This window comes from Bradyrhizobium sp. USDA 4541 (assembly GCF_024171085.1).
Taxonomy (GTDB): domain Bacteria; phylum Pseudomonadota; class Alphaproteobacteria; order Rhizobiales; family Xanthobacteraceae; genus Bradyrhizobium; species Bradyrhizobium australafricanum.
Genome location: NZ_JALJZF010000001.1, coordinates 4,666,523 through 4,685,184, shown reverse-complemented (window position 1 = coordinate 4,685,184; position 18,662 = coordinate 4,666,523). Strand labels below are relative to the sequence as shown.

Genomic DNA, 18,662 nt, shown 5'->3' with positions numbered 1-18,662 from the left:
GCGAAGACGTATTCCGATCGATGGATTGCCGGGTCAAAGGCGAGCGGAAGCGACGCCGTCCTTCTGACGGCTATGCTCGGCAATGATGTCGAAGGGTAACACAGGCCATGAACGAAACCCTCGAAGCCACCCGCCCGGGGCCGACGGCAGTCCCGCCGCCGCCGCTGCTCAGCGTCAACAACATCGAGGTCGTCTATGACGACGTCATCCTGGTGTTGCGCGGCCTCAGCCTCGAGGTGCCGAAGGGCGCGATCGTGGCGCTGCTCGGTGCCAACGGCGCCGGCAAGTCGACCACGCTGAAGGCGATCTCCGGCCTGCTCAAGACCGAGGACGGCGAGGTCACCCGCGGCGAAATCCTGTTCGAGGGCCAGCGCATCAACGGCATCGATCCGGACAAGATCGTCCGCCGCGGCATCTTCCAGGTGATGGAAGGCCGCCGCATCGTCGCCGATATGACGTCGCTGGAGAACCTGCGGCTTGGCGCCTTCACCCGGCGCGACGGCGAGGTCTCCGATGACATCGACATGGTGTTCAAGTATTTCCCGCGCCTGAAGGAGCGCACCGGCCTCGCCGGCTATCTCTCCGGCGGCGAGCAGCAGATGCTCGCGATCGGCCGCGCGCTGATGGCGCGCCCGAAGATGATCCTGATGGACGAGCCGTCGATGGGGCTATCGCCTCTGCTCGTCAAGGAAGTGTTCGCGATCATCAAGGAGATCAACCGCGACCTCGGCGTCACGATCCTCCTGGTCGAGCAGAATGCGCGCGCCGCGCTCTCGGTCGCGAGCCATGGCTACATCATGGAACAGGGCAAGGTCGTGCTCGACGGCTCCGCCGACGAGCTGCGCGACAATGAGGACGTCAAGGAATTCTACCTCGGCGGCGCCGGCGACCAGCGCAAGAGCTTCAAGAACCTGAAGAGCTTCAAGCGGCGCAAGCGCTGGCTGTGAGGATAGCGAGCGTTTTCGGGCGGAGTTGCGTGTGCAGAAAACGCGTCAGACCAGGAAGGCGGTTCTATCCGAGCACCTGCTCGGCTTCAGTGACCGCGCAAAGCACATGATAGAACGACGACGCCGGGATCGTGGCGACCAGCGAATTGCCGTCGCGGTCGAACTGATCGTACCAGCCGCCGGCCACGGCATGGCCGAGATAGTGCCGCTCGAGCAGCACCAGCGCCGCACGCACCTCGTCCGCCGCGCCGGCTTCGCCCGACTCGGCTTGCGCGATCCACGCCTTCGCCAGCTCGCTCTGCGGCCACAGCCGCCGTGTGTAGCGGCGGATATTGCCCTCTGCGTCGCCCTCGTCGACCAGGCAGCCGGTGGCCGCATCGCGATAGCGCAGCGCCGACGCCAGCAGCTCGCCGCGCGGGCGCCCGGTCGGGCAGCCGGTGATGCGCTCGAATCCCTTCAGCAGCCAGACCCATTCCGCGAGGTGTCCAGGCTCGACGCTGACCGGCGGGATCTTCGACCAGTCCTCCTCGAAATATTCGCCGAGGGTGCGCGTCTGCTTGTCGTAGAGGTTGGCGAGGAACAGCGCGAAGAAATCGCCGGCGCGGTTCTGGAACGACAAATCGTGGGTCGCGTCGAAGCAGGCGATCATCGCCTCGAACAGATGCATCTGCGGGTTCTGCCGGCGCGGCATCGAGGGCGGCAGGCCCTCGTGGAAGCCGCCATGGGGCGAGCGCAGCTGGGTATCGAGGAACGACAGCAGCGCGTCGATCTCGGCGCGGATCTGGGCGTCCTGGTCGAGGCCGTAGACGGTCGCGAGCGCGAGCAACACGAAGGCGTGGCTGTAGGTGTCGCGCAGCGGATCGTGCACGCCGCCCTCCGCGGTCAGGCTGTAGACGAAGCCGGGCCGGCCGTCCGGCGCCTTGGCCTTGGCCAGCAGGTAGTCCAGCCCCTTCAGCGCGATCGCGCGTCCTTCCGGATACCAGCCGAGCTGGGCCGCCTTGGCGTAGCAATAGATCTGGCGGGCCTGCACCATGATCCGGCGCGGGGCGGCGCGGTCCGCTGTCCCGTCCTGGTGCAGCCGGTCGACAAAGCCGCCGGCGCTGCTGTCCCAGCCTGCGGTCGACCACAGCGGCAGGGCCTGGTCGACGATGCGGCGCTTCAGCCTCGCGACGACGTCGGCGGCCCCGTCCGCCGCAACGCTCTCTGCCTCAGCCATTGTGCTCCCTGGAACCGTCCCAATGTCAGCGGTCATCGTCTGATAGCACGGGCGGACCGGCACGCAACCCGCGCACAGCCTCTCAAGGACCTGCCATGACCGACCATTACGACGCCCTTGAAACGCTCGATCCGGCCGAGCGCGAGGCCGCGTTGTTCGCCCGGCTGCCCGAGGTGCTGCGCAAGGCGATGGCGGCGCCGGCCTATGCCAACCTGTTGAGGGGCACCGACCCCGCCTCCATCACCAGCCGGGAGGCGCTGGCCGGGCTGCCGGTGCTGCGCAAGTCGGAACTGCCGGCCCTGCACAAGGCCGCCCCGCCGTTCGGCGGCTTCGTGGCCGACACGCCTGGCTCGTTCGCTCGGCTGTTCACCTCGCCCGGACCGATCTTCGAGCCCGAGGGCCGTCAGGCGGACCCCTGGCGCGGCGCCCGGGCGCTCTTTGCGGCGGGCTTTCGCGAGGGGGATGTGGTGCTGAACACCTTCAGCTATCACCTCACCCCCGGCGGCTTCATCTTCGACGCCGCGGCGCGGGCGCTCGGCTGCGCGGTGATCCCGGCAGGCCCCGGCAATACCGAGCAGCAATTCGAGCTGATCGAGGCCTATCGCCCGATCGGCTATAGCGGCACCCCGGACTTCCTGAAGATCCTGCTCGACGCCGCCGCTACCGCCGGCCGCGATGTGTCCTCGATCAAGCGCGCGCTGGTCTCAGGCGCGGCATTTCCGAAATCATTGCAGGAGGAGATTAAGTCGCGCGGCGTCGAGGCTTACCAGGCCTTCGGTACTGCCGATCTCGGCTTGATCGCGTTCGAGACGGCGGCGCGCGAGGGAATGACGGTCAACGAGGACCTGATCCTGGAGATCGTCAAGCCCGGCACCGGCGATCCGGTTGCGCCGGGGGACGTCGGCGAGATCGTGGTGACCTCGCTCGATCCGCACCATCCCTGGATTCGCCTCGCGCTCGGCGATCTGACCGCCGCCCTGACCGGCCCAAGCCGCTGCGGACGCACCAACATGCGAATCAAGGGCTGGATGGGCCGCGCCGACCAGACCACCAAGGTGAAGGGGATGTTCGTGCGACCCGACCAGATCGCGGAGATCGGCAAGCGCCATCCCGAGCTCGGACGGCTGCGCCTTGTCGTCACGCGCGCCGGCGAGGCCGACGCCATGACGCTGAGGGCCGAATGCGCCTCGGCGGCGGATGCCCTGCAGAGCGAGGTCGCGGCAACGCTGCGTGCCGTGACAAAGCTCGGCGGCACCGTCGAGCTGGTCGGCACCGGCTCGCTGCCAAACGACGGCAAGGTGATTGCAGACGAGCGTTAGGCCTTGAGATCACCCGGCGTTTGATCAGTCCGCATTTGTCGCGCGCGGCGTTGTGAACTATTGAGCTAGCTCGTGCCCCGTGGAGATGGACGGATCATCACCTCATGAGCAGCGCTTCCGGAGATCAGCCGCGAAAGCCGGCCGTCTTCTTCGATCGGGACGGCGTCCTGAACCAGGACATCGGTTACCTGTTTGAAAGCCACAGGCTGGTCTGGATCGACGGCGCGCGCGAGGCGGTCAAGGCGGTCAACGACATGGGGTATTTTGCGTTCGTCGTAACCAACCAGTCAGGCGTCGCAAGGGGTCTCTACGAGGAGACACATGTCCAGGAGCTTCACGGCTGGATGGCCGATGAGCTTCGCAGGATCGGCGCGCATATCGACGCCTTTGAATACTGCCCGTTCCATCCTGAAGGGACGGTTGAACGATATCGGCAGGTCAGCCACCGGCGCAAACCGTCGCCGGGCATGATCAATGATCTGCTGGAACGCTTTCCGGTCGACCTCGAACGCAGCTTCCTGGTCGGCGATCAGCCGACGGATCTCGAGGCGGCACGAGCGGCCGGGCTGAAGAGCTACCTGTTCTCAGGCTCCAATCTGGAAAAGTTCCTGAGGCCTCTGCTGCTCGGGAGCTGAAGACCACAGCGTCAAGCGCGTGGCCGCGCGATCGCGGTCAGAACTTCCGGATCAGCTCAATCACCTCGTCCTGCTGCCGGCGCGTGATCTCGGCGAACATCGGCAGCGAGAGAATCCGGCCCTGATCGCGATGCGCGTTAGGGAACTGCTCCGGCCGATGATCGAACCGCGCATAGGCCGGCAGGAACGGCAGCGCAGTGGGATAGTTGATGGCGGTCTGCACGCCATTGGCGTTGAGATGAGCGGCGAGCGCGTCGCGGCGCGGATGCCTGATCGTGTAGAGGTGATAGACGTGGCTGCGCGCCGGCGCGACTTCGGGCACCACGACATCCTCGATCTGATTGAGGCCGGCATCATAGATCTCGGCGGCGGCCTGCCGGGCCTCGGTCCAGGCGGCAAGATGCGGCAGCTTGGCCGAGAGGATCGCGGCCTGCATGCCGTCGAGCCGGCTGTTGATGCCTTCGATGTGGTGCTGGTGCTTCACCAGTCCACCATGGCGCGCCAGCATGGCCATCTGCTCGGCGAGCGCCGCGTCGTTGGTGACGACCGCGCCGGCATCGCCCATCGCGCCGAGATTCTTGCCTGGATAGAAGGAATAGGTCGCGGCCTCGCCGAAGGTGCCGACCATGCGGCCCTTGTAGCGCGCGAGATGGGCTTGGGCGCAATCCTCGATCACCCACAGCTTGTGCTTCTGCGCGATCGCCATGATCGCGTCCATATCCGCGGGCTGGCCATAGAGATGCACCGGGATGATGCCGACCGTGCGCGGCGTGATGGCGGCCTCAATGGCCGCCGGATCGATCGTGAACGTCGCCTCGTCGGTGTCGCAGAAGACGACGGTGGCACCGGAGTGGGTGATCATCGCAGCGGTCGAGATCCAGGAATGCGCCGTCGTGATCACCTCGTCGCCCGGCTTCACCTTCAGCGCGCGCATGGCGAGGTAAAGCGCGTCGGTGCCGTTGGCGCAGGACACGCAATGAGCGACCTCGGCCGCCGCCGCAAATTCGCGCTCGAAGGCGTCGACATAGCTGCCGCGAATGAAGGCGTTGTCACGGATCACGCCGGCGATCGCAGCGTCGATCTCGCCCTTGATGGACTGGTATTGCAGTTGCAGGTCGGCATACGGCACCGCCATCGATATTCCCCTATTGCCCTATTGGCTTGTCAGCAGCCGGCGCGCCGGATTGCCGGCATAGGTGCCAGGCGTCGTGATGTGCTTGGTCACCACCGATCCGGCGCCGATGACGACGTCGTCGACGATCCTGACCGGCATGATCGTCGCATTGGAGCCGATCGACACCCGGTTGCCGATCACCGTCTCGCGCCACAGCTCCTTGCGTCCACGCGCCGGGCCGCCGGTGGAGAACGTGTCGTTGACGAACATCACACCGTGCCCGATGAAACAATCCTCGCCGATGGTGACGAGCTCGCAGACGAAGGCATGCGACTGCACGCGGGTGCGCGCCCCGACGATCACGCCCTTCTGGATTTCGGTGAAGGGGCCAACGAAGCAGTCGTCGCCGAGCTTGCAGCCATAGAGGTTGCAGGGCTCGACGATCTTGACGCGTTCGCCGAACGCGACATCGCGCACGTTGGCCTGATGCACGTCCGGCCGGTTCACGAAACGACGCCCAGCCGGCTTAGCCGTGGCGTGAAGCGCAGCGCGACTTCCTCGCCGGTCTCGATCGACTCGTAGAGGGCCGAGATCAGCTCCAGGCTCTTGCGGCCCTCGAGCCCGTCGACCAGCGCGGCGCGCTGGTTCTCGAGGCAATCGACCACATGGTGATAATAGGCCTGATGGCCGAAGCCGTAGACGTTGGGCGGGTTGACCGAGAACTTCTCCACGACGTCCTTGTCGGACGGCAGCTCGTCGACAAAGCGCCAGTGCCGGATCTGGTTGACCGCAAAGCCCGAAATCTCGACCGTGCCCTTTTCGCCCAGGATCGACAGCGAGCCCTCGAGATCGGTCGGGCGCGCCGCGGTGGTCGCCTCGATGATCCCGAGCGCGCCGTTGCGGAACTTCAGCGTTGCGACGGCCGTATCTTCGGTTTCGATGTTGGCCAGCGCCGTTGCCGCGCGCGCATGCACGCTCACGACGTCGCCGAAGAACCACTCTAGCATGTCGACATGGTGGCTCGCCTGATTGGTCAGCACGCCGCCGTCATAGGCCCAGGTGCCGCGCCAATCGTCCTGGTCGTAATAGGCCTGGTCGCGGCACCAGCGCACCCTGACCGTCCCCAGGATGAGCTTGCCGAAGCGGCCGGCGTCGAGCGCCTCGCGCGCCTTGACTACCGGCACGTTGAAGCGGTTCTGCTTGACGATGAACATCTTGACGCCGGCCTGGTCGCAGGCCCGGATCATGTCGTCGGCGTCCTGCAGACGCAGCGCCATCGGCTTCTCGACCACGACGTGCTTGCCGGCCCTCGCGCAGGCGATCACATGCGCGGGGTGCTGACCGCTCGGCGTCAGCACGGCGATGGCATCGATGTCCTTCCGCGCCAGGAATTCGTCCATGTCGTAATGGGCCGCAACGCCGAACTTCCCGGCAACCGCATCGGCGCGCGCGCGGATCGGATCGCAGACCGCGACCAGGCTCGCTCCTTCGATGTGATTGCCACCCAGGAGATCCGAGTGACGCTTGGCGATACGCCCGCACCCGAGCAGGCCAAATCTGATCATGCAACAGGCCCTGTCTTGTCTCGTGGCTGGCCAGTGCAACCAGCCGAAGAGCCGAGGGAACAAGCGGCCTTGCGAGCCGCACGGTAGCGTTCCATTACCCAGAAAACCCGGGATAAAGCAAGGCCATGCGCCGATCAGGTGGCGGACGGCACGCCGATTCCGCCATGTTCGTCGCCGGGCAGTGGGGAGCAAGCCCGATCCGCGCCGACGCCCGAATGTCGGCTCCCTGTCAAACCTTGTGGTACTCGCGGTACCACTTGATAAATCGCGCGATCCCATCCTCGATGCTGGTCGCAGGCCGAAATCCGATGTCCCGCGCCAGATCTTCAATGTCTGCATAGGTCGCCGGCACATCGCCGGGCTGCATCGGAAGCAGTTCCCTGATTGCTTTCCGGCCGAGCTCCTTCTCCAGCAGAGAGACGACGTGCAAGAGCTCCTCGGGGTTATTGTTGCCGATATTGTAGATCTTCCAGGGCGCCCTGCTGCTCGAAGGATCGGGCGTGGCTGTGGGGGGGATTGATTGCCCCTGAGGTGGCCGCGCCATGAGGCGGATGATCGCTTCGGCGATATCGTCAACAAAAGTGAAGTCACGGCGCATATCACCGTTGTTGAACAATTTGATCGGCGTTTCACTCAAAATCGCTTTCGCGAAAATGAACATGGCCATATCCGGGCGGCCCCACGGACCATAGACCGTGAAGAACCGCAGGCCGGTAGCAGGGATGCCGTACAGATGGCTGTACGAGTGCGCCATCAACTCATTGGCCTTCTTTGACGCGGCGTACAGGCTGATCGGATGGTCGACATTGTCATGCACCGAGAAGGGCAGTTTTGTATTGCTGCCGTAGACCGATGACGATGATGCAAACAGCAAGTGTCCGCACCCGTTGTGGCGACATCCTTCAAGAATATTGATGAAGCCTTCCAGGTTTGCATCCACATAGGCATGTGGATGCTCCAGCGAGTAGCGCACGCCGGCTTGGGCGGCGAGATGGACAACGACAGGAAAACGATACGCGGCAAAGAGCGACTTGATACCCGCGCGATCAGTCAAATCGAGCTTCACAAAAGTGAAGTTCGGGTCGCGCTTCAGGATCTCGAGACGTGCTTCCTTCAGTTGAGGATCGTAATAGTCGTTGACGATGTCCAGGCCGACGACCTTGCGGCCCGCCGCCAAGAGGCGCTGGGCAACATGAAAGCCAATGAACCCGGCAGCTCCAGTGACCAGTGGTGTATCGTGCGACATCGCTTTCTCAGCCATTGTTCTATAGCCGCCAGAGCTCGATGCCGGCGGGAGCTACGCTACGGTCGAGCTTCGCTTTGACATCCAGAATGAGGCCCGTGCCGCCATCCAATAGGCGCTGAAAGAGCGGCCAGCCACCGGCGAGATAGCTATCATGCGCGACGGCCAGGATAACCGCATCCGCCGGGCGCAGGTCATCGAGATCAGTCAGCGTCAGCCCATATTCATGGCTTGCATCCTCCGCATTCGCGAGAGGATCGTGCACCTGAACGTGAATACCAAATGTCTCAAGCTCACGAATGATGTCGACCACACGGGAGTTGCGCGTATCCGGGACATTTTCCTTGAAGGTCAGGCCAAGTACCGTGACGGTGCTTTTGCCCCCCTTGCCCTTCCCGCGAAGCAGCATTCGAACACATTCACGCGCAATGCGCTGACCCATGCCGTCATTGATCCGGCGACCGGCCAGAATCACCTCCGGATGGTAGCCCGCCCGCTCGGCACGAAAAGTCAGATAGTAGGGGTCGACGCCGATGCAGTGGCCGCCAACGAGGCCGGGCTGAAACGGCAGAAAATTCCATTTTGTGCCCGCGGCCGCCAAAACGTCGCCAGTGTCGATATTCAGCACCTGAAAGATCAGCGATAGCTCGTTCATAAACGCGATGTTCAGATCGCGCTGCGTGTTCTCGATGACCTTGGCAGCCTCGGCCACCTTGATGGAAGGTGCGCGATGGATGCCGGCCGTTACGACGGACCCATAGACATTAGCAACGATGTCGAGCGTTTTCGGATCCTGAGCAGAGACGACCTTCATGATGGTCTCGAAACGGTGCAGTTTGTCACCGGGATTGATCCGCTCGGGAGAGTACCCGACCGTGAAGTCCACGCCCGGCTTCAAATGGGAGACCTCGGCCAGGATGGGGATACATTCCTCCTCGATCGCGCCCGGATAAACCGTCGATTCGTAGACGACGATGTCACCCTTCTTGAGCGCACCGCCGACCGTGCGCGATGCGGCAATCATTGCCCCCAAATCCGGCCGGTGCGCATCGTCGATTGGCGTCGGCACAGTGACGATGAAGAAATCCGAGTCCCGGATGGCCACCGAATCCACGGAGAACGTCAGCGACGGATGGCGAAGATCTTCGGCGTCGACTTCACGCGTACGGTCATATCCCTTGCTGAGCTCGGCAACACGGCTGCGGTCCACGTCAAAACCAACGACGGGTATTCTTTTGCGGGCGAAGGCAACCGCAACGGGAAGGCCGACATAGCCCAACCCAATAACTGCAATCTTTCGGAAATGTGACATAAAGGAAGTTCCGGCTCAGGCGTACCATCGAGGCCGGTTGTTTAGCCGCCATACAGCCGACGTCGCAAGAGCGAAAGTCCTTAAGATACCAAGGATTCTGCCGCAAAAGATGAGCGCTATTGCCAGGGCGACCTAAAGAGAATACGAAGGCGTATTAACCTCTGAGCTTCGTCGACCCAATACCGGCGTCGCCAACTTTGCCTTATCCGGTTCCCTCGGGATAACCTTCGCGCCTATTGGTTCGCGCCTGAGCCAGGTCATCAACCGTGGATGCCGTCTTATTGTCGTGGTTTAGATGCGATATGAGCTAATTCTGCTGGACGGGCAATCTTCCTGGCTCGGCCCCTGCCCGCTGACCGATTTGCAAGCCTTCCAGTAGGGCACGATGTGCGGAATCGCCGGATTTCTCGCGGACCCCAGCAGTCGGACATCGGTCGAACAGCTTAAATCCATCGCCGACGCCATGGACGTCAGCCTGGAACATCGCGGTCCCGACGACCACGGCATATGGGTCGATGCCGAAGCTGGTGTTGCCCTCGTTCACCGCCGCCTGTCGATCGTGGATCTTTCGCCCGCCGGACACCAGCCCATGCACTCGGCCGATGGCCGCTTCGTGATGGTCTACAATGGCGAGGTCTACAGCCACCTTCCAATCCGAGCCGAGATCGAAGCGACCGGCCACCGTTTTCGCGGACACTCGGACACCGAGGTCCTGCTCGAATCGTTCGCGCGATACGGAATCCGCGCCACGGCTGACCGACTGATCGGCATGTTTGCGATCGCGATCTGGGACAGGCAAGAGCGAACCCTGAAGCTCATTCGCGATCGACTCGGCATCAAACCGATCTATTGGGCCAAGGTCGGCGGGCTGTTCATGTTCGGCTCGGAGCTCAAGGCGCTGCGCCGGCATCCGGGATGGACGCCGCGGATCGAACCGGCGGCGGTCGCCTCGTTCATGCGACACAACTATATTCCGGCTCCGCACACCATCTATCGGGATGTCTACAAACTCGAGCCGGGGACTATTCTGACCCTGGAATTCGGCCGCGAACAACAAATTGATAAGTTCTGGGATGCCCGGCAGGTGGCTCTCGACGGCCTGAGCAACCCGCTCTCCGGAGACGAGGCGTCGCTGGTCGAACAACTCGAGACGCTTCTTGTCGATGCCATCCGCAAGCGAACGATGGCGGACGTGCCGCTCGGCGCATTCCTTTCCGGCGGAATCGATTCATCGACCGTCGTCGCGTTGATGAAGGCCGCAAACGTCGGACCGGTAAAGACGTTCTCGATCGGCTTTGAGCAAAAGGCCTTTAACGAGGCACCTCACGCCGCTGCGATCGCCAAGCATCTCGGAACCGAGCACACCGAACTCATCGCAACCTCGCAGCAAGCGCTCGAGGTCGTACCGAAGCTTTCCGAAATCTTCGACGAGCCGTTCGCTGACTCGTCACAGATTCCGACCTACCTGGTTTCGGCGATGACACGCAAGCACGTCACCGTCGCACTTTCGGGCGATGGCGGCGACGAACTCTTCTCGGGCTACAATCGATATCAGCTGACCCGGCGTTCCTGGAGGATGCTTTCGCTGGTGCCGACCCCCGCGCGAAAGGCACTCGCAGCGGGCCTGACTTCGGTAAGCTCGGAGCGATGGAACGCGATTTTCGACTACCTTCCGGAGCACAGCTATCCACGACTGCCGGGCGACAAGCTTCATAAATTCGCGAACGTGCTCGGGTTGAACGATGCCGATGAGCTGTACAGAAAGCTGATCAGCCATTGGGACCCGGATAGCATTGCGCCCGGCGTGGCGGAAGCCCGTGGGGTCTTGTGGGACAATTCCGTACGGACCGACTTTCCGAACTTGCTCGATCGAATGCAATTCCTCGACTCGGTGACCTATCTTCCCGACGATATCCTGACGAAGGTCGATCGTGCGAGCATGGCGGTCGCTCTTGAAGCGAGAGTGCCGCTGCTCGATCACCGCGTTGTCGAAATGGCCTGGCGGCTCCCGCACTCCGTCAAGATCCGGCGCGGCGTCAGCAAATGGCTGTTACGTCAGGTTCTGTACCGTCACGTCCCGAGAAATCTCGTCGAGCGTCCAAAGATGGGCTTTTCTGTTCCACTCGACGAATGGCTGCGCGGGCCGTTGCGGCAGTGGGCGGAAAATCTGCTTTCCGAGAAGCGGTTGCGGGAGACGGATTTCTTCGACGTCGCGCTCATTCGCCGGCACTGGACCGAGCATCTGTCGCGCAAGCGCAACTGGCAATACGCGCTCTGGGACGTCTTGATGTTCGAAGCCTGGCGTGAACGGTGGGGATAGATTACTTCGAAAGCCGGATGCTCGGGATATCATTCGGAATCTTGCCCTCCAGCAAGCCGCGATAAAGATCCTCATAGCGCGACACACAAGCATCCAGGCTGAAGGTCTTTTCAGCCCGGTCTGCCGCCTTCATGCCCATTCTGGCGCGCAATGCCCCGTCCGCGGAGAGAAGAAGTATTGCCTTGCTCATCGCTTTGGGATCACGCGGCGGCACGATGAACCCGGTTTCTCCGTTGATATTCGCCTCGGGATTTCCTCCCACGTCGGTTGCGATCACCGGAAGTCCGGCCGCCATGCTCTCGAGCACCGCGTTCGAGAACCCCTCCTCGTGCGAGGACAGAACACCGATGTCCGCGCCACACAGGAGATCAGGCACGTCGCTTCTTGAATCGAGAAAGAGCACGTTGTCGGCTATTTTGAGATTCGTCGCTTGCTCACGCAGCGCCCCGCCGATTCCGTCGTCGCGCCCCACCACTAAGAGCCTCCAGCCGGCGGGCAAATGAGGGCAAGCCATCGAAAAGGCCACGAGCAAATCCTGATGTCCTTTGTAAGGGATGAGGTTTGCCACCATAATGAAAACAAGCGCGTCTTGATCGATTTCGAGGGAGGCACGCACGCCCTGCCGCACCATCGAAGACTTTTGATACTTTGCGAAATCGATGCCGTTGTAGATCAGGCCGAGCCGATCTGCCTGGACGTTTTCGTCATCATGCAGTTGGCGCACCACGCTGTTTGAATTGCCGAGAATGGCCGTCATATGGGGATGCAGCCAGCCTTCGATCGCAGGACTAAAGCGAATGTTGCGCTGATAGTAATTGAGGCTTCGTCGGCTCATGATCCGAACGGGAACGCGAGCCAGAATCGACGCCGGAGCCCCCAGGATGTATGCCCCAGGCAAAAAGAAATGAGCGATTGCCGGACGAAATCGGCGCATGACCCGGCAAAGCCAGAGTACCGTCTCAGCGAGACGCACGAAGCTTCGTATCCGAGACGCGCCGCCGGAACGCCGCGCGACCGGACGGGCTATCACCTCGAAGCCGGCCGCCTCCAGACCGTCTGCGAGCTTGCCTCTTTCGGTCATGCAACAAACGACCGGCTTCCATCGGCCGCGATCAAGTCTCGGGATGATCTGTGCCAGATGCCGCTCGGCTCCCCCGACATCGAGGGAGCCGATCACGTATATGATCGGGAGTGGGCTCATTGTCTGAAAATCAATGACATCCTCGCCGCGACCGCGAACGCCTTGTCGCGATCCCATGCGGCAGAGCACGTAGCATCGTTCCTCTACGCATTCCGAACAAACAGGAATTCGGAATTTGCTTCGCCGGTTGCGATCTTCTCGAGCTTGAAGCCCATCTTCTCGACAAAATCGATGGCGTCCTTGTCGTAGACGAACTCCATGGGCCAGCCGCCGAGCCAATCGCGGATGTCGGTAAACTTGTTCATGCCGCGCATTTTCTTGTATTCCCGCACCCGCCGCAGGAACGCGGGCAAATTGCGCGGATCTCGGTACATCTCGAAACGCCAGACGTACCAACCGTCCATGAGCCTGCGCCGCAGCCAACCGGAAGCAACGTATCGGCGCTTCACATCAAGCCAGAACTCCGGAGTCGGGTCTTTCTGCACGTCGGCCGAGTAGAGTGCGATGTAGAACAGTCCTCCCGGCTTCACTCGGCTGGCTGCATTTTGAATCGCATGCCAGACCTCGCCCGTGTGATGCAGCACACCCCACGAATAGACCAGATCGTAGAGCGGCAATTTGGCGACGTAGGCATCGTCGAGAACCGACCCCTGCTCCGCGGTCCAATTGGCAGGGTTGCCAGCTTGCGACTGGACAAATTTGCTGGCCCGGACCGAATCCGGATCATAGTCGAAGCCGTCCACCCGGGCGGCGCCTGCATCCAGCATGGCAATCGAATGCAGCCCGCTGCCACAGCCAATATCGATAACCGTCAGGCCATTGAGATCGGAACGCCCCATGAACTGAAGGATATGACGCTTCGAAGTCTGAACCTTCTCCGCGTCAAAATTCTTCTGAATGAAGTCATGCCAATTCTTTCCGAACTCGAAGCGCTTCTCTTCTACCTGGTCCATCAAATTGTCCTCTGGAATCCGTTTAACCATACACCGCGAGCGTTTCATCGATCGCACGCTGAACCCCGAAGCGCTTGAACGCGAACTCAGGACCATCTTTCGCCGCGGCTTCTCGCCAGTGGCCGTCTCGCAAAAGGCGCACGATTTGGCAAGCACTCGATGCCGCGTCCCAGCCTTGGAGAACCCACCCTGACTTGCCGTGATTGACAGCCTCTGGCGCGCCGCCGGCGGGCGTCGTCACGGCGGGCACCCCCAGGAACTGCGCTTCGACCAAAACGTTCGGAAGCCCCTCCGCACGGGAGGTCAGAAGCATCAGGTCCATGCTGGCAATAGCGGCCATCGACTCCTTCAGATGGCCCGCGAAAAACACGGTTCCTGCCAAATCGTCAGCAGCCGCGCGAGCCTCCATGACCGCGCGCAAAGGTCCATCTCCAACGATCAGAAAGCGCACATCAGGCAGTTCCCGGCGGATGAGCGCTGCGATCTCCAGCCACAGCATGGGGCACTTTTCCTCGGTGAAGCGCATCACGGTCCCCACAACCTGCGCGCCGGGTTCAATCCCGACGCGCTGTCGGAGCTTGGCGCAATCCGCCTTGTACCCCGCCAGCTCGGACTCATCAAAGGCATAACCATTGCGGACAACGCCAATCGAGTCCTTGGCCAATCCAAGCCACGCCTCGTAAGCCCTCGCGCCGGCCGCACTGTTGTTGATCATCTTGACACCCGGCTGACGCGCGAGCCAGCGGTAGCTTTCACGCATGTATGGCTGATGAAAAACGAAATTGATCGGCGGCAAACTACGTTGCGAGATGATGATCTTTGGCACGCCGGTCAGCACCGCCGCGATACCCCCTTTGATGTTGACTTCGTCGAGCCACAGATGGGCAATCTCGGGGTTCTGCGCCGCCAATGTCTTGGCATAGAGGGCCACGTCGTCCCGCAGTTCCGGCGGTAAGGCATCGACGACGGCCCGCCGCGCCGGTTCGAGGTTGCTGTCCACCTCAGTGCCGATGACGCTGGCTGCAATATCCCTGGACTCCAGCTCCGGCAGAAAAAACCTGCTGACTGGGGAGGATAGATTGACGCATGCCACGCGGATGCTTGGCTTCCGGCCTTCGCGAAGCCCCCGCGCCGTGACCACCAATTGGCGCTCTGCACCGCCTGGGCCAAGCGTGCCGATCATCATCGTCACACCGTGCTGCTGCGCAATCGATCTCCCCGCGGCCGAGACACCTTGCCTCTCCAGCTGGATACCGAACTGCCTGAGCGCGCGACGATGTCGTCCATCAGGCATCGCCAGGACGAGCTTGAGAATTCCACGCTCGACCCGCTCCACCATGCTGAGTTCTGCCGGATCGCGCGCCAACAAGGGACGACAGCGAGCCATCTTCGACCAAGCGAACAAATACGCATCTTTGAACGTGACGGTTGGAGGTCGACGCGGCCGGTACTGCCGAATACGAGCCATCTTCGACCAGGCGAACAAATACGCATCTTTGAACGTGACGGTTGGAGGTCGACGCGGCCGGTACTGCCGAATAAATGCAATCGTGCGGTGCGGCAGATTGCGACGGACCGCCGCGGCGAATGCCCTCGCCACGATTTTTGGACCCATTGCAAACATGGAAGAAACGGTCCGCGCCGGCGGCCGCCATGCAGCATTGCCCTTCGATGTCGCTTGTTCCTCCTTGCCCACGTTCTTCGCCCCCTAGACAAATGGCCTGGCCGGCCCCCGTTCAAATCTTGCGGTCATGGGTTTGCTCGATCCTGCTTAATACGCACGATGGGTTCGGCACTACCTTCGGCCCGGTCGCCCGCTCACGATCGATAGATCCAGGACGGGAGCTTGGCTGCAAACCACCGCAGCGCCCAAGGTCGTTGCGGTCGATCTGCCTTCTCCACAACAGGATCAGCCGACGGACCCGCCTCAACAACCTCGCTATCAACTGCCGAACCGACCGCAATTTCATCGCGGGCGGCCAGCATCCCGTCGGTCATGAGCTCTATATTAAAAGAAGTCTTGACCTGTCGCGGGGCCAGTTGCGCAGCTTTTTCTCTCCAGCGCAAGTTGCCTAGCAAGTCAACGATAGTATCAGCCATAACCCGCGCTGTCGCATCGGGCTTGAATATCTGCCCCGTCTTGCCATCCAGCACAGCCTCGGGAGCGCCTCCAGCGGAGGTCGTAGCGACGGGAACCCCAAGGGCCTGAGCTTCGAGAATGACGTTTGGAAGACCCTCGATACGAGACGCCAGAAAGAACAGGTCCATTGCTGCGATTGCCGCGGCCGGGCGCAGTTCCAGATCGGCAAATATCAATGCGCCGGTCAACCCAAGCTGCTCGGCGCGAGCGCGAACATCATCGAACCGCGCACCATTGCCCACCAGCAGGAAGCGCACATTCGGCATCTTCTCACGTATCATCGCAGCGACATCGAGCCAGAGGAACGGACGTTTCTCCGTCATCATCCTGAAGACACCGCCAACAATCAGCATCTTCTCATCGATGCCCAACGCGGCTCGGTATTGTTTTCTCAGGACCTTGGGTGCAGCATCATTGTCGAGGTCAATTCCGTTGTGCACGACCTTGATCGCTCCCTCTGGGAGCTCCAGCCACGCGGCATACGCGCGCGCACCAGCATGGCTGTTATTTAGCATCTGCAGGTTCGGTTGCTCTGCCAAGAACCGATAACAATCACGATGGTACCCGTGATAGTAAGGGAAATTGTAGGATGGCATATTGCGAAAGCAGAGCAATGTTCGGGGGATCTGCAGTACGGTCGCTGCAATGCCTCCTTTGATGCACACTTCGTCCATCCAGAGATACACCGTCTCGGGATTTACACCCGAGAGAACGTCGTAGTAGGCCCTTACGTCAGCGAGCTCCGGCGACAACACTTCAAATGGATCGGGATCCGCCGTCTTCCCGGATCCGGTCGGAGATTTGGCGGCAGAGAAGCCGTCGATGATTTTGACGCCCGCCTTCTGCAGCCTGGCTCTGAAGAAATTCTCCCGTTCCGTCGCCGGCGGATGGACGAGCGCCACAGTAACTGAATCAATCCCTCTCGATACGATCTGTTCGACCAAGGCGACCATTTGCCGTTCGGCGCCACCCGGGCCCAACGAACCAATGATCATCAGGATTCCACTGCGATGCGGCGACGCCTTTGCCGACGCGCTCGACATCGCCTGCGCAGCAAGGGCCTGAAAGGCCGTTAATTGCTCCTGATAGTCGGTCGCTCGCCCCTTCTGCCCAATGTACAGAAGTCGATTCCCCGCCCCAGCCTGAGTTGGCTTGTTCTGGCGCATGTTCTCAAGCCAATCCGGCAGAGGATCAACGAGCGGCTTTCCGCTCCAGAAGGCATCGTTCGGGACAAAGATGTTGTCGTCGAACCCCACCTGATGCGTCACCACCTCATCGAAGCCGAACCGGGAGAGAAGCGCTTTCAGTGACGATTGATCGAGTGAGCGAACGTGCTGCCAGCGATGGAACAGCAAATTGCTGACTGGACAGTACGCCATGTCCAAATCGAGATCTTCGTTGTTGGGCGTCGTGATGACCAACACGCCCCCGGGCCGCACAAAGCGCGCCAGACGATCGAGCGTGACGTCCATGACCTCGTCCAGAACATGCTCGATGACCTCGGACATGATTACGACATCAAAGGTCTCCGTCGAGTCGTCGCCCACGACGCCCAGGAATCCATCGAAATTCTCCAGCGCACGCTGCAGATTTGCCGCGCGTCCTTTCGACGGCTCGTATCCCGCCACGGTCAGGCCCCGCTGGGCCATGAAGCGAAGAAGGTGGCCATCGCCGGCACCGAAATCGAGAATGCGTCCGTGCTTTGGAAGTATGTGATCAATAGCCGTAATGACACTACGGCCGCCAAGCTTCGCGAAACTGAGTTCGGTCAGCCGGGTTTGCCCCACATTGTCCCAGAACCGGTTGACCAGTTCGGGGGTCCACTTCAAGCGTTCCGCAGCCATGTCAGAGCTTTCTCACCATTGTACGAAGCAGTTAAGCCCCACCCTACTGCTTGATCGTGAAGGCCTGCCCCGTTGGCAAAAGCGCGAGATTCTCGGCCTTCGATTCGAAGAATTCGTCAGCTGCTTGTTTCGCACCTGGGCATGATTTGAACCCGTGGTCATCAAGCAGGATAATGCCACCCGCAACCATGCGAGGATAGAAGAACTGAAGCGAGTCGAGCGTGGGCTGGTAGAGATCGACATCGACGTGCACAAAGCGAAACCTGCAGTCGGCCGCTTCGGCAAATCGCGTGGGAATCCAGCCCTTGTAAATCCGATAGTTGTCGAACTCTCGCAAGCTCTGCGTCAACTCATCTTCGGCCGCGGTCAGAGAGCCCTTTCGCCAGTACGTGCCATCGACGGAAGCCGGCTCGGACAACCCCTCGAAACTGTCGAAGAGATGAATCAACATCGGTATCTTCCTGAAGGCCTGGCACAGCAAGTAGGCCGTAGCGCCCCTGTACGTGCCGCATTCGGCGGCATCGCCTTCGAGATGAAGCACGAGCTTCAGCAACTCGTTCATCGCATATTTGCGATCAAGCGAATGCCAGTTCCCTACATCCATGAACCTCATGTAGTAGGCAAGGAATGCTTCATCCTCGAGGAATATCCGAGCAAATTCGGAGAATTTGAACTTCGGATAGATGGCTGTCGTCAGCGCCTCCGCCGAAAGATAGCGTTCGAATTCGGAGGATTGAAACTCCAGCCCACGCTTCAAGAGCGTAAGGAGCTGAACAGCCTTGTCCGGCGCAAGGCTCTCGATCTCCGCCGCCAGCCGCGCAGCATCAGAACTGTAGACCGGGGCCGGAGCGGGTTGCACCGGGGCCGCGCTCTCGGTCTTCGCGCGCTGTCCCAGCAACGGCGCCATTATTCG

15 protein-coding genes are annotated in these 18,662 nt (G+C 61.4%); 4 read left to right on the top strand and 11 right to left on the bottom strand.

Annotated features, from left to right (window positions below):
* Positions 1-107: 107 nt before the first annotated feature.
* Positions 108-947, top strand: a complete 840-nt coding sequence (locus J2R80_RS21995) for an ABC transporter ATP-binding protein (RefSeq protein WP_038380790.1) — start codon at positions 108-110, stop codon at positions 945-947.
* Between the two features lie 64 nt (positions 948-1,011).
* Here J2R80_RS21995 and J2R80_RS21990 read toward each other — a convergent pair whose 3' ends face one another.
* Complete coding sequence (locus J2R80_RS21990) at positions 1,012-2,163, bottom strand: AGE family epimerase/isomerase (RefSeq protein ID WP_253639394.1); 1,152 nt, start codon at positions 2,161-2,163, stop codon at positions 1,012-1,014.
* 95 nt (positions 2,164-2,258) lie between these two features.
* Here J2R80_RS21990 and J2R80_RS21985 point away from each other — a divergent pair, with 95 nt between their 5' ends.
* Positions 2,259-3,482, top strand: coding sequence for a phenylacetate--CoA ligase family protein (locus J2R80_RS21985; RefSeq protein ID WP_253639393.1), 1,224 nt, complete (start codon positions 2,259-2,261; stop codon positions 3,480-3,482).
* A 104-nt stretch (positions 3,483-3,586) separates the two neighbouring features.
* Positions 3,587-4,117 carry an HAD family hydrolase gene (locus J2R80_RS21980; protein ID WP_253639392.1) on the top strand — a complete coding sequence of 177 codons (531 nt, stop codon included), beginning with the start codon at positions 3,587-3,589 and terminating at the stop codon, positions 4,115-4,117.
* A gap of 37 nt (positions 4,118-4,154) precedes the next feature.
* Here J2R80_RS21980 and J2R80_RS21975 read toward each other — a convergent pair whose 3' ends face one another.
* The 5 genes from J2R80_RS21975 to J2R80_RS21955 all read right to left on the bottom strand — a co-directional run bounded on the left by J2R80_RS21975 (position 4,155) and on the right by J2R80_RS21955 (position 9,351).
* Positions 4,155-5,252, bottom strand: coding sequence for a DegT/DnrJ/EryC1/StrS aminotransferase family protein (locus J2R80_RS21975; protein ID WP_253607802.1), 1,098 nt, complete (start codon positions 5,250-5,252; stop codon positions 4,155-4,157).
* 18 nt (positions 5,253-5,270) lie between these two features.
* Positions 5,271-5,738, bottom strand: a complete 468-nt coding sequence (locus J2R80_RS21970; RefSeq protein WP_253607801.1) for an acyltransferase — start codon at positions 5,736-5,738, stop codon at positions 5,271-5,273.
* Complete coding sequence (locus tag J2R80_RS21965; protein ID WP_253639391.1) at positions 5,735-6,796, bottom strand: Gfo/Idh/MocA family protein; 1,062 nt, start codon at positions 6,794-6,796, stop codon at positions 5,735-5,737. Before J2R80_RS21965 ends, J2R80_RS21970 begins: the two co-directional genes overlap by 4 nt.
* 229 nt (positions 6,797-7,025) lie before the next feature.
* The gene (locus tag J2R80_RS21960) at positions 7,026-8,042 is read right to left on the bottom strand and encodes an NAD-dependent epimerase (protein WP_253641013.1); all 1,017 of its coding nucleotides are present in this window, start codon (positions 8,040-8,042) and stop codon (positions 7,026-7,028) included.
* Positions 8,043-8,061: 19 nt separating this feature from the next.
* Positions 8,062-9,351: a nucleotide sugar dehydrogenase gene (locus J2R80_RS21955; RefSeq protein ID WP_028338351.1), complete on the bottom strand. Its 1,290-nt coding sequence runs from the start codon at positions 9,349-9,351 to the stop codon at positions 8,062-8,064.
* A gap of 385 nt (positions 9,352-9,736) precedes the next feature.
* Here J2R80_RS21955 and asnB point away from each other — a divergent pair, with 385 nt between their 5' ends.
* Entirely contained in the window at positions 9,737-11,671 is a 1,935-nt protein-coding gene (asnB, locus tag J2R80_RS21950; RefSeq protein ID WP_253639390.1) for an asparagine synthase (glutamine-hydrolyzing), read from the top strand.
* 1 nt (position 11,672) lies between these two features.
* Here asnB and J2R80_RS21945 read toward each other — a convergent pair whose 3' ends face one another.
* From J2R80_RS21945 to J2R80_RS21925, 5 genes are all read right to left on the bottom strand, one after another.
* The gene (locus J2R80_RS21945; RefSeq protein WP_253607799.1) at positions 11,673-12,848 is read right to left on the bottom strand and encodes a glycosyltransferase; all 1,176 of its coding nucleotides are present in this window, start codon (positions 12,846-12,848) and stop codon (positions 11,673-11,675) included.
* 107 nt (positions 12,849-12,955) lie between these two features.
* Positions 12,956-13,765: a bifunctional 2-polyprenyl-6-hydroxyphenol methylase/3-demethylubiquinol 3-O-methyltransferase UbiG gene (locus tag J2R80_RS21940; RefSeq protein ID WP_016847978.1), complete on the bottom strand. Its 810-nt coding sequence runs from the start codon at positions 13,763-13,765 to the stop codon at positions 12,956-12,958.
* Positions 13,766-13,787: 22 nt separating this feature from the next.
* Positions 13,788-15,461, bottom strand: a complete 1,674-nt coding sequence (locus J2R80_RS43495) for a glycosyltransferase (RefSeq protein ID WP_253639389.1) — start codon at positions 15,459-15,461, stop codon at positions 13,788-13,790.
* A 122-nt stretch (positions 15,462-15,583) separates the two neighbouring features.
* Positions 15,584-17,749 carry a methyltransferase domain-containing protein gene (locus J2R80_RS21930; protein WP_253639388.1) on the bottom strand — a complete coding sequence of 722 codons (2,166 nt, stop codon included), beginning with the start codon at positions 17,747-17,749 and terminating at the stop codon, positions 15,584-15,586.
* A 43-nt stretch (positions 17,750-17,792) separates the two neighbouring features.
* Positions 17,793-18,656 carry a TylF/MycF/NovP-related O-methyltransferase gene (locus J2R80_RS21925; protein WP_253607796.1) on the bottom strand — a complete coding sequence of 288 codons (864 nt, stop codon included), beginning with the start codon at positions 18,654-18,656 and terminating at the stop codon, positions 17,793-17,795.
* Positions 18,657-18,662: the final 6 nt, after the last annotated feature.

Excerpts from the sequence above, each read along its gene's own strand:
- J2R80_RS21940 (WP_016847978.1), bottom strand. The coding sequence starts at position 13,765 with ATGGACCAGGTAGAAGAGAAGCGCTTCGAGTTCGGAAAGAATTGGCAT.
- J2R80_RS21925 (WP_253607796.1), bottom strand. The coding sequence starts at position 18,656 with ATGGCGCCGTTGCTGGGACAGCGCGCGAAGACCGAGAGCGCGGCCCCG.
- J2R80_RS21995 (WP_038380790.1), top strand. The coding sequence starts at position 108 with ATGAACGAAACCCTCGAAGCCACCCGCCCGGGGCCGACGGCAGTCCCG.
- asnB (WP_253639390.1), top strand. The coding sequence starts at position 9,737 with ATGTGCGGAATCGCCGGATTTCTCGCGGACCCCAGCAGTCGGACATCG.
- J2R80_RS21965 (WP_253639391.1), bottom strand. The coding sequence starts at position 6,796 with ATGATCAGATTTGGCCTGCTCGGGTGCGGGCGTATCGCCAAGCGTCAC.
- J2R80_RS21930 (WP_253639388.1), bottom strand. The coding sequence starts at position 17,749 with ATGGCTGCGGAACGCTTGAAGTGGACCCCCGAACTGGTCAACCGGTTC.
- J2R80_RS21980 (WP_253639392.1), top strand. The coding sequence starts at position 3,587 with ATGAGCAGCGCTTCCGGAGATCAGCCGCGAAAGCCGGCCGTCTTCTTC.
- J2R80_RS21985 (WP_253639393.1), top strand. The coding sequence starts at position 2,259 with ATGACCGACCATTACGACGCCCTTGAAACGCTCGATCCGGCCGAGCGC.
- J2R80_RS21960 (WP_253641013.1), bottom strand. The coding sequence starts at position 8,042 with ATGTCGCACGATACACCACTGGTCACTGGAGCTGCCGGGTTCATTGGC.
- J2R80_RS21955 (WP_028338351.1), bottom strand. The coding sequence starts at position 9,351 with ATGTCACATTTCCGAAAGATTGCAGTTATTGGGTTGGGCTATGTCGGC.
- J2R80_RS21990 (WP_253639394.1), bottom strand. The coding sequence starts at position 2,163 with ATGGCTGAGGCAGAGAGCGTTGCGGCGGACGGGGCCGCCGACGTCGTC.
- J2R80_RS21975 (WP_253607802.1), bottom strand. The coding sequence starts at position 5,252 with ATGGCGGTGCCGTATGCCGACCTGCAACTGCAATACCAGTCCATCAAG.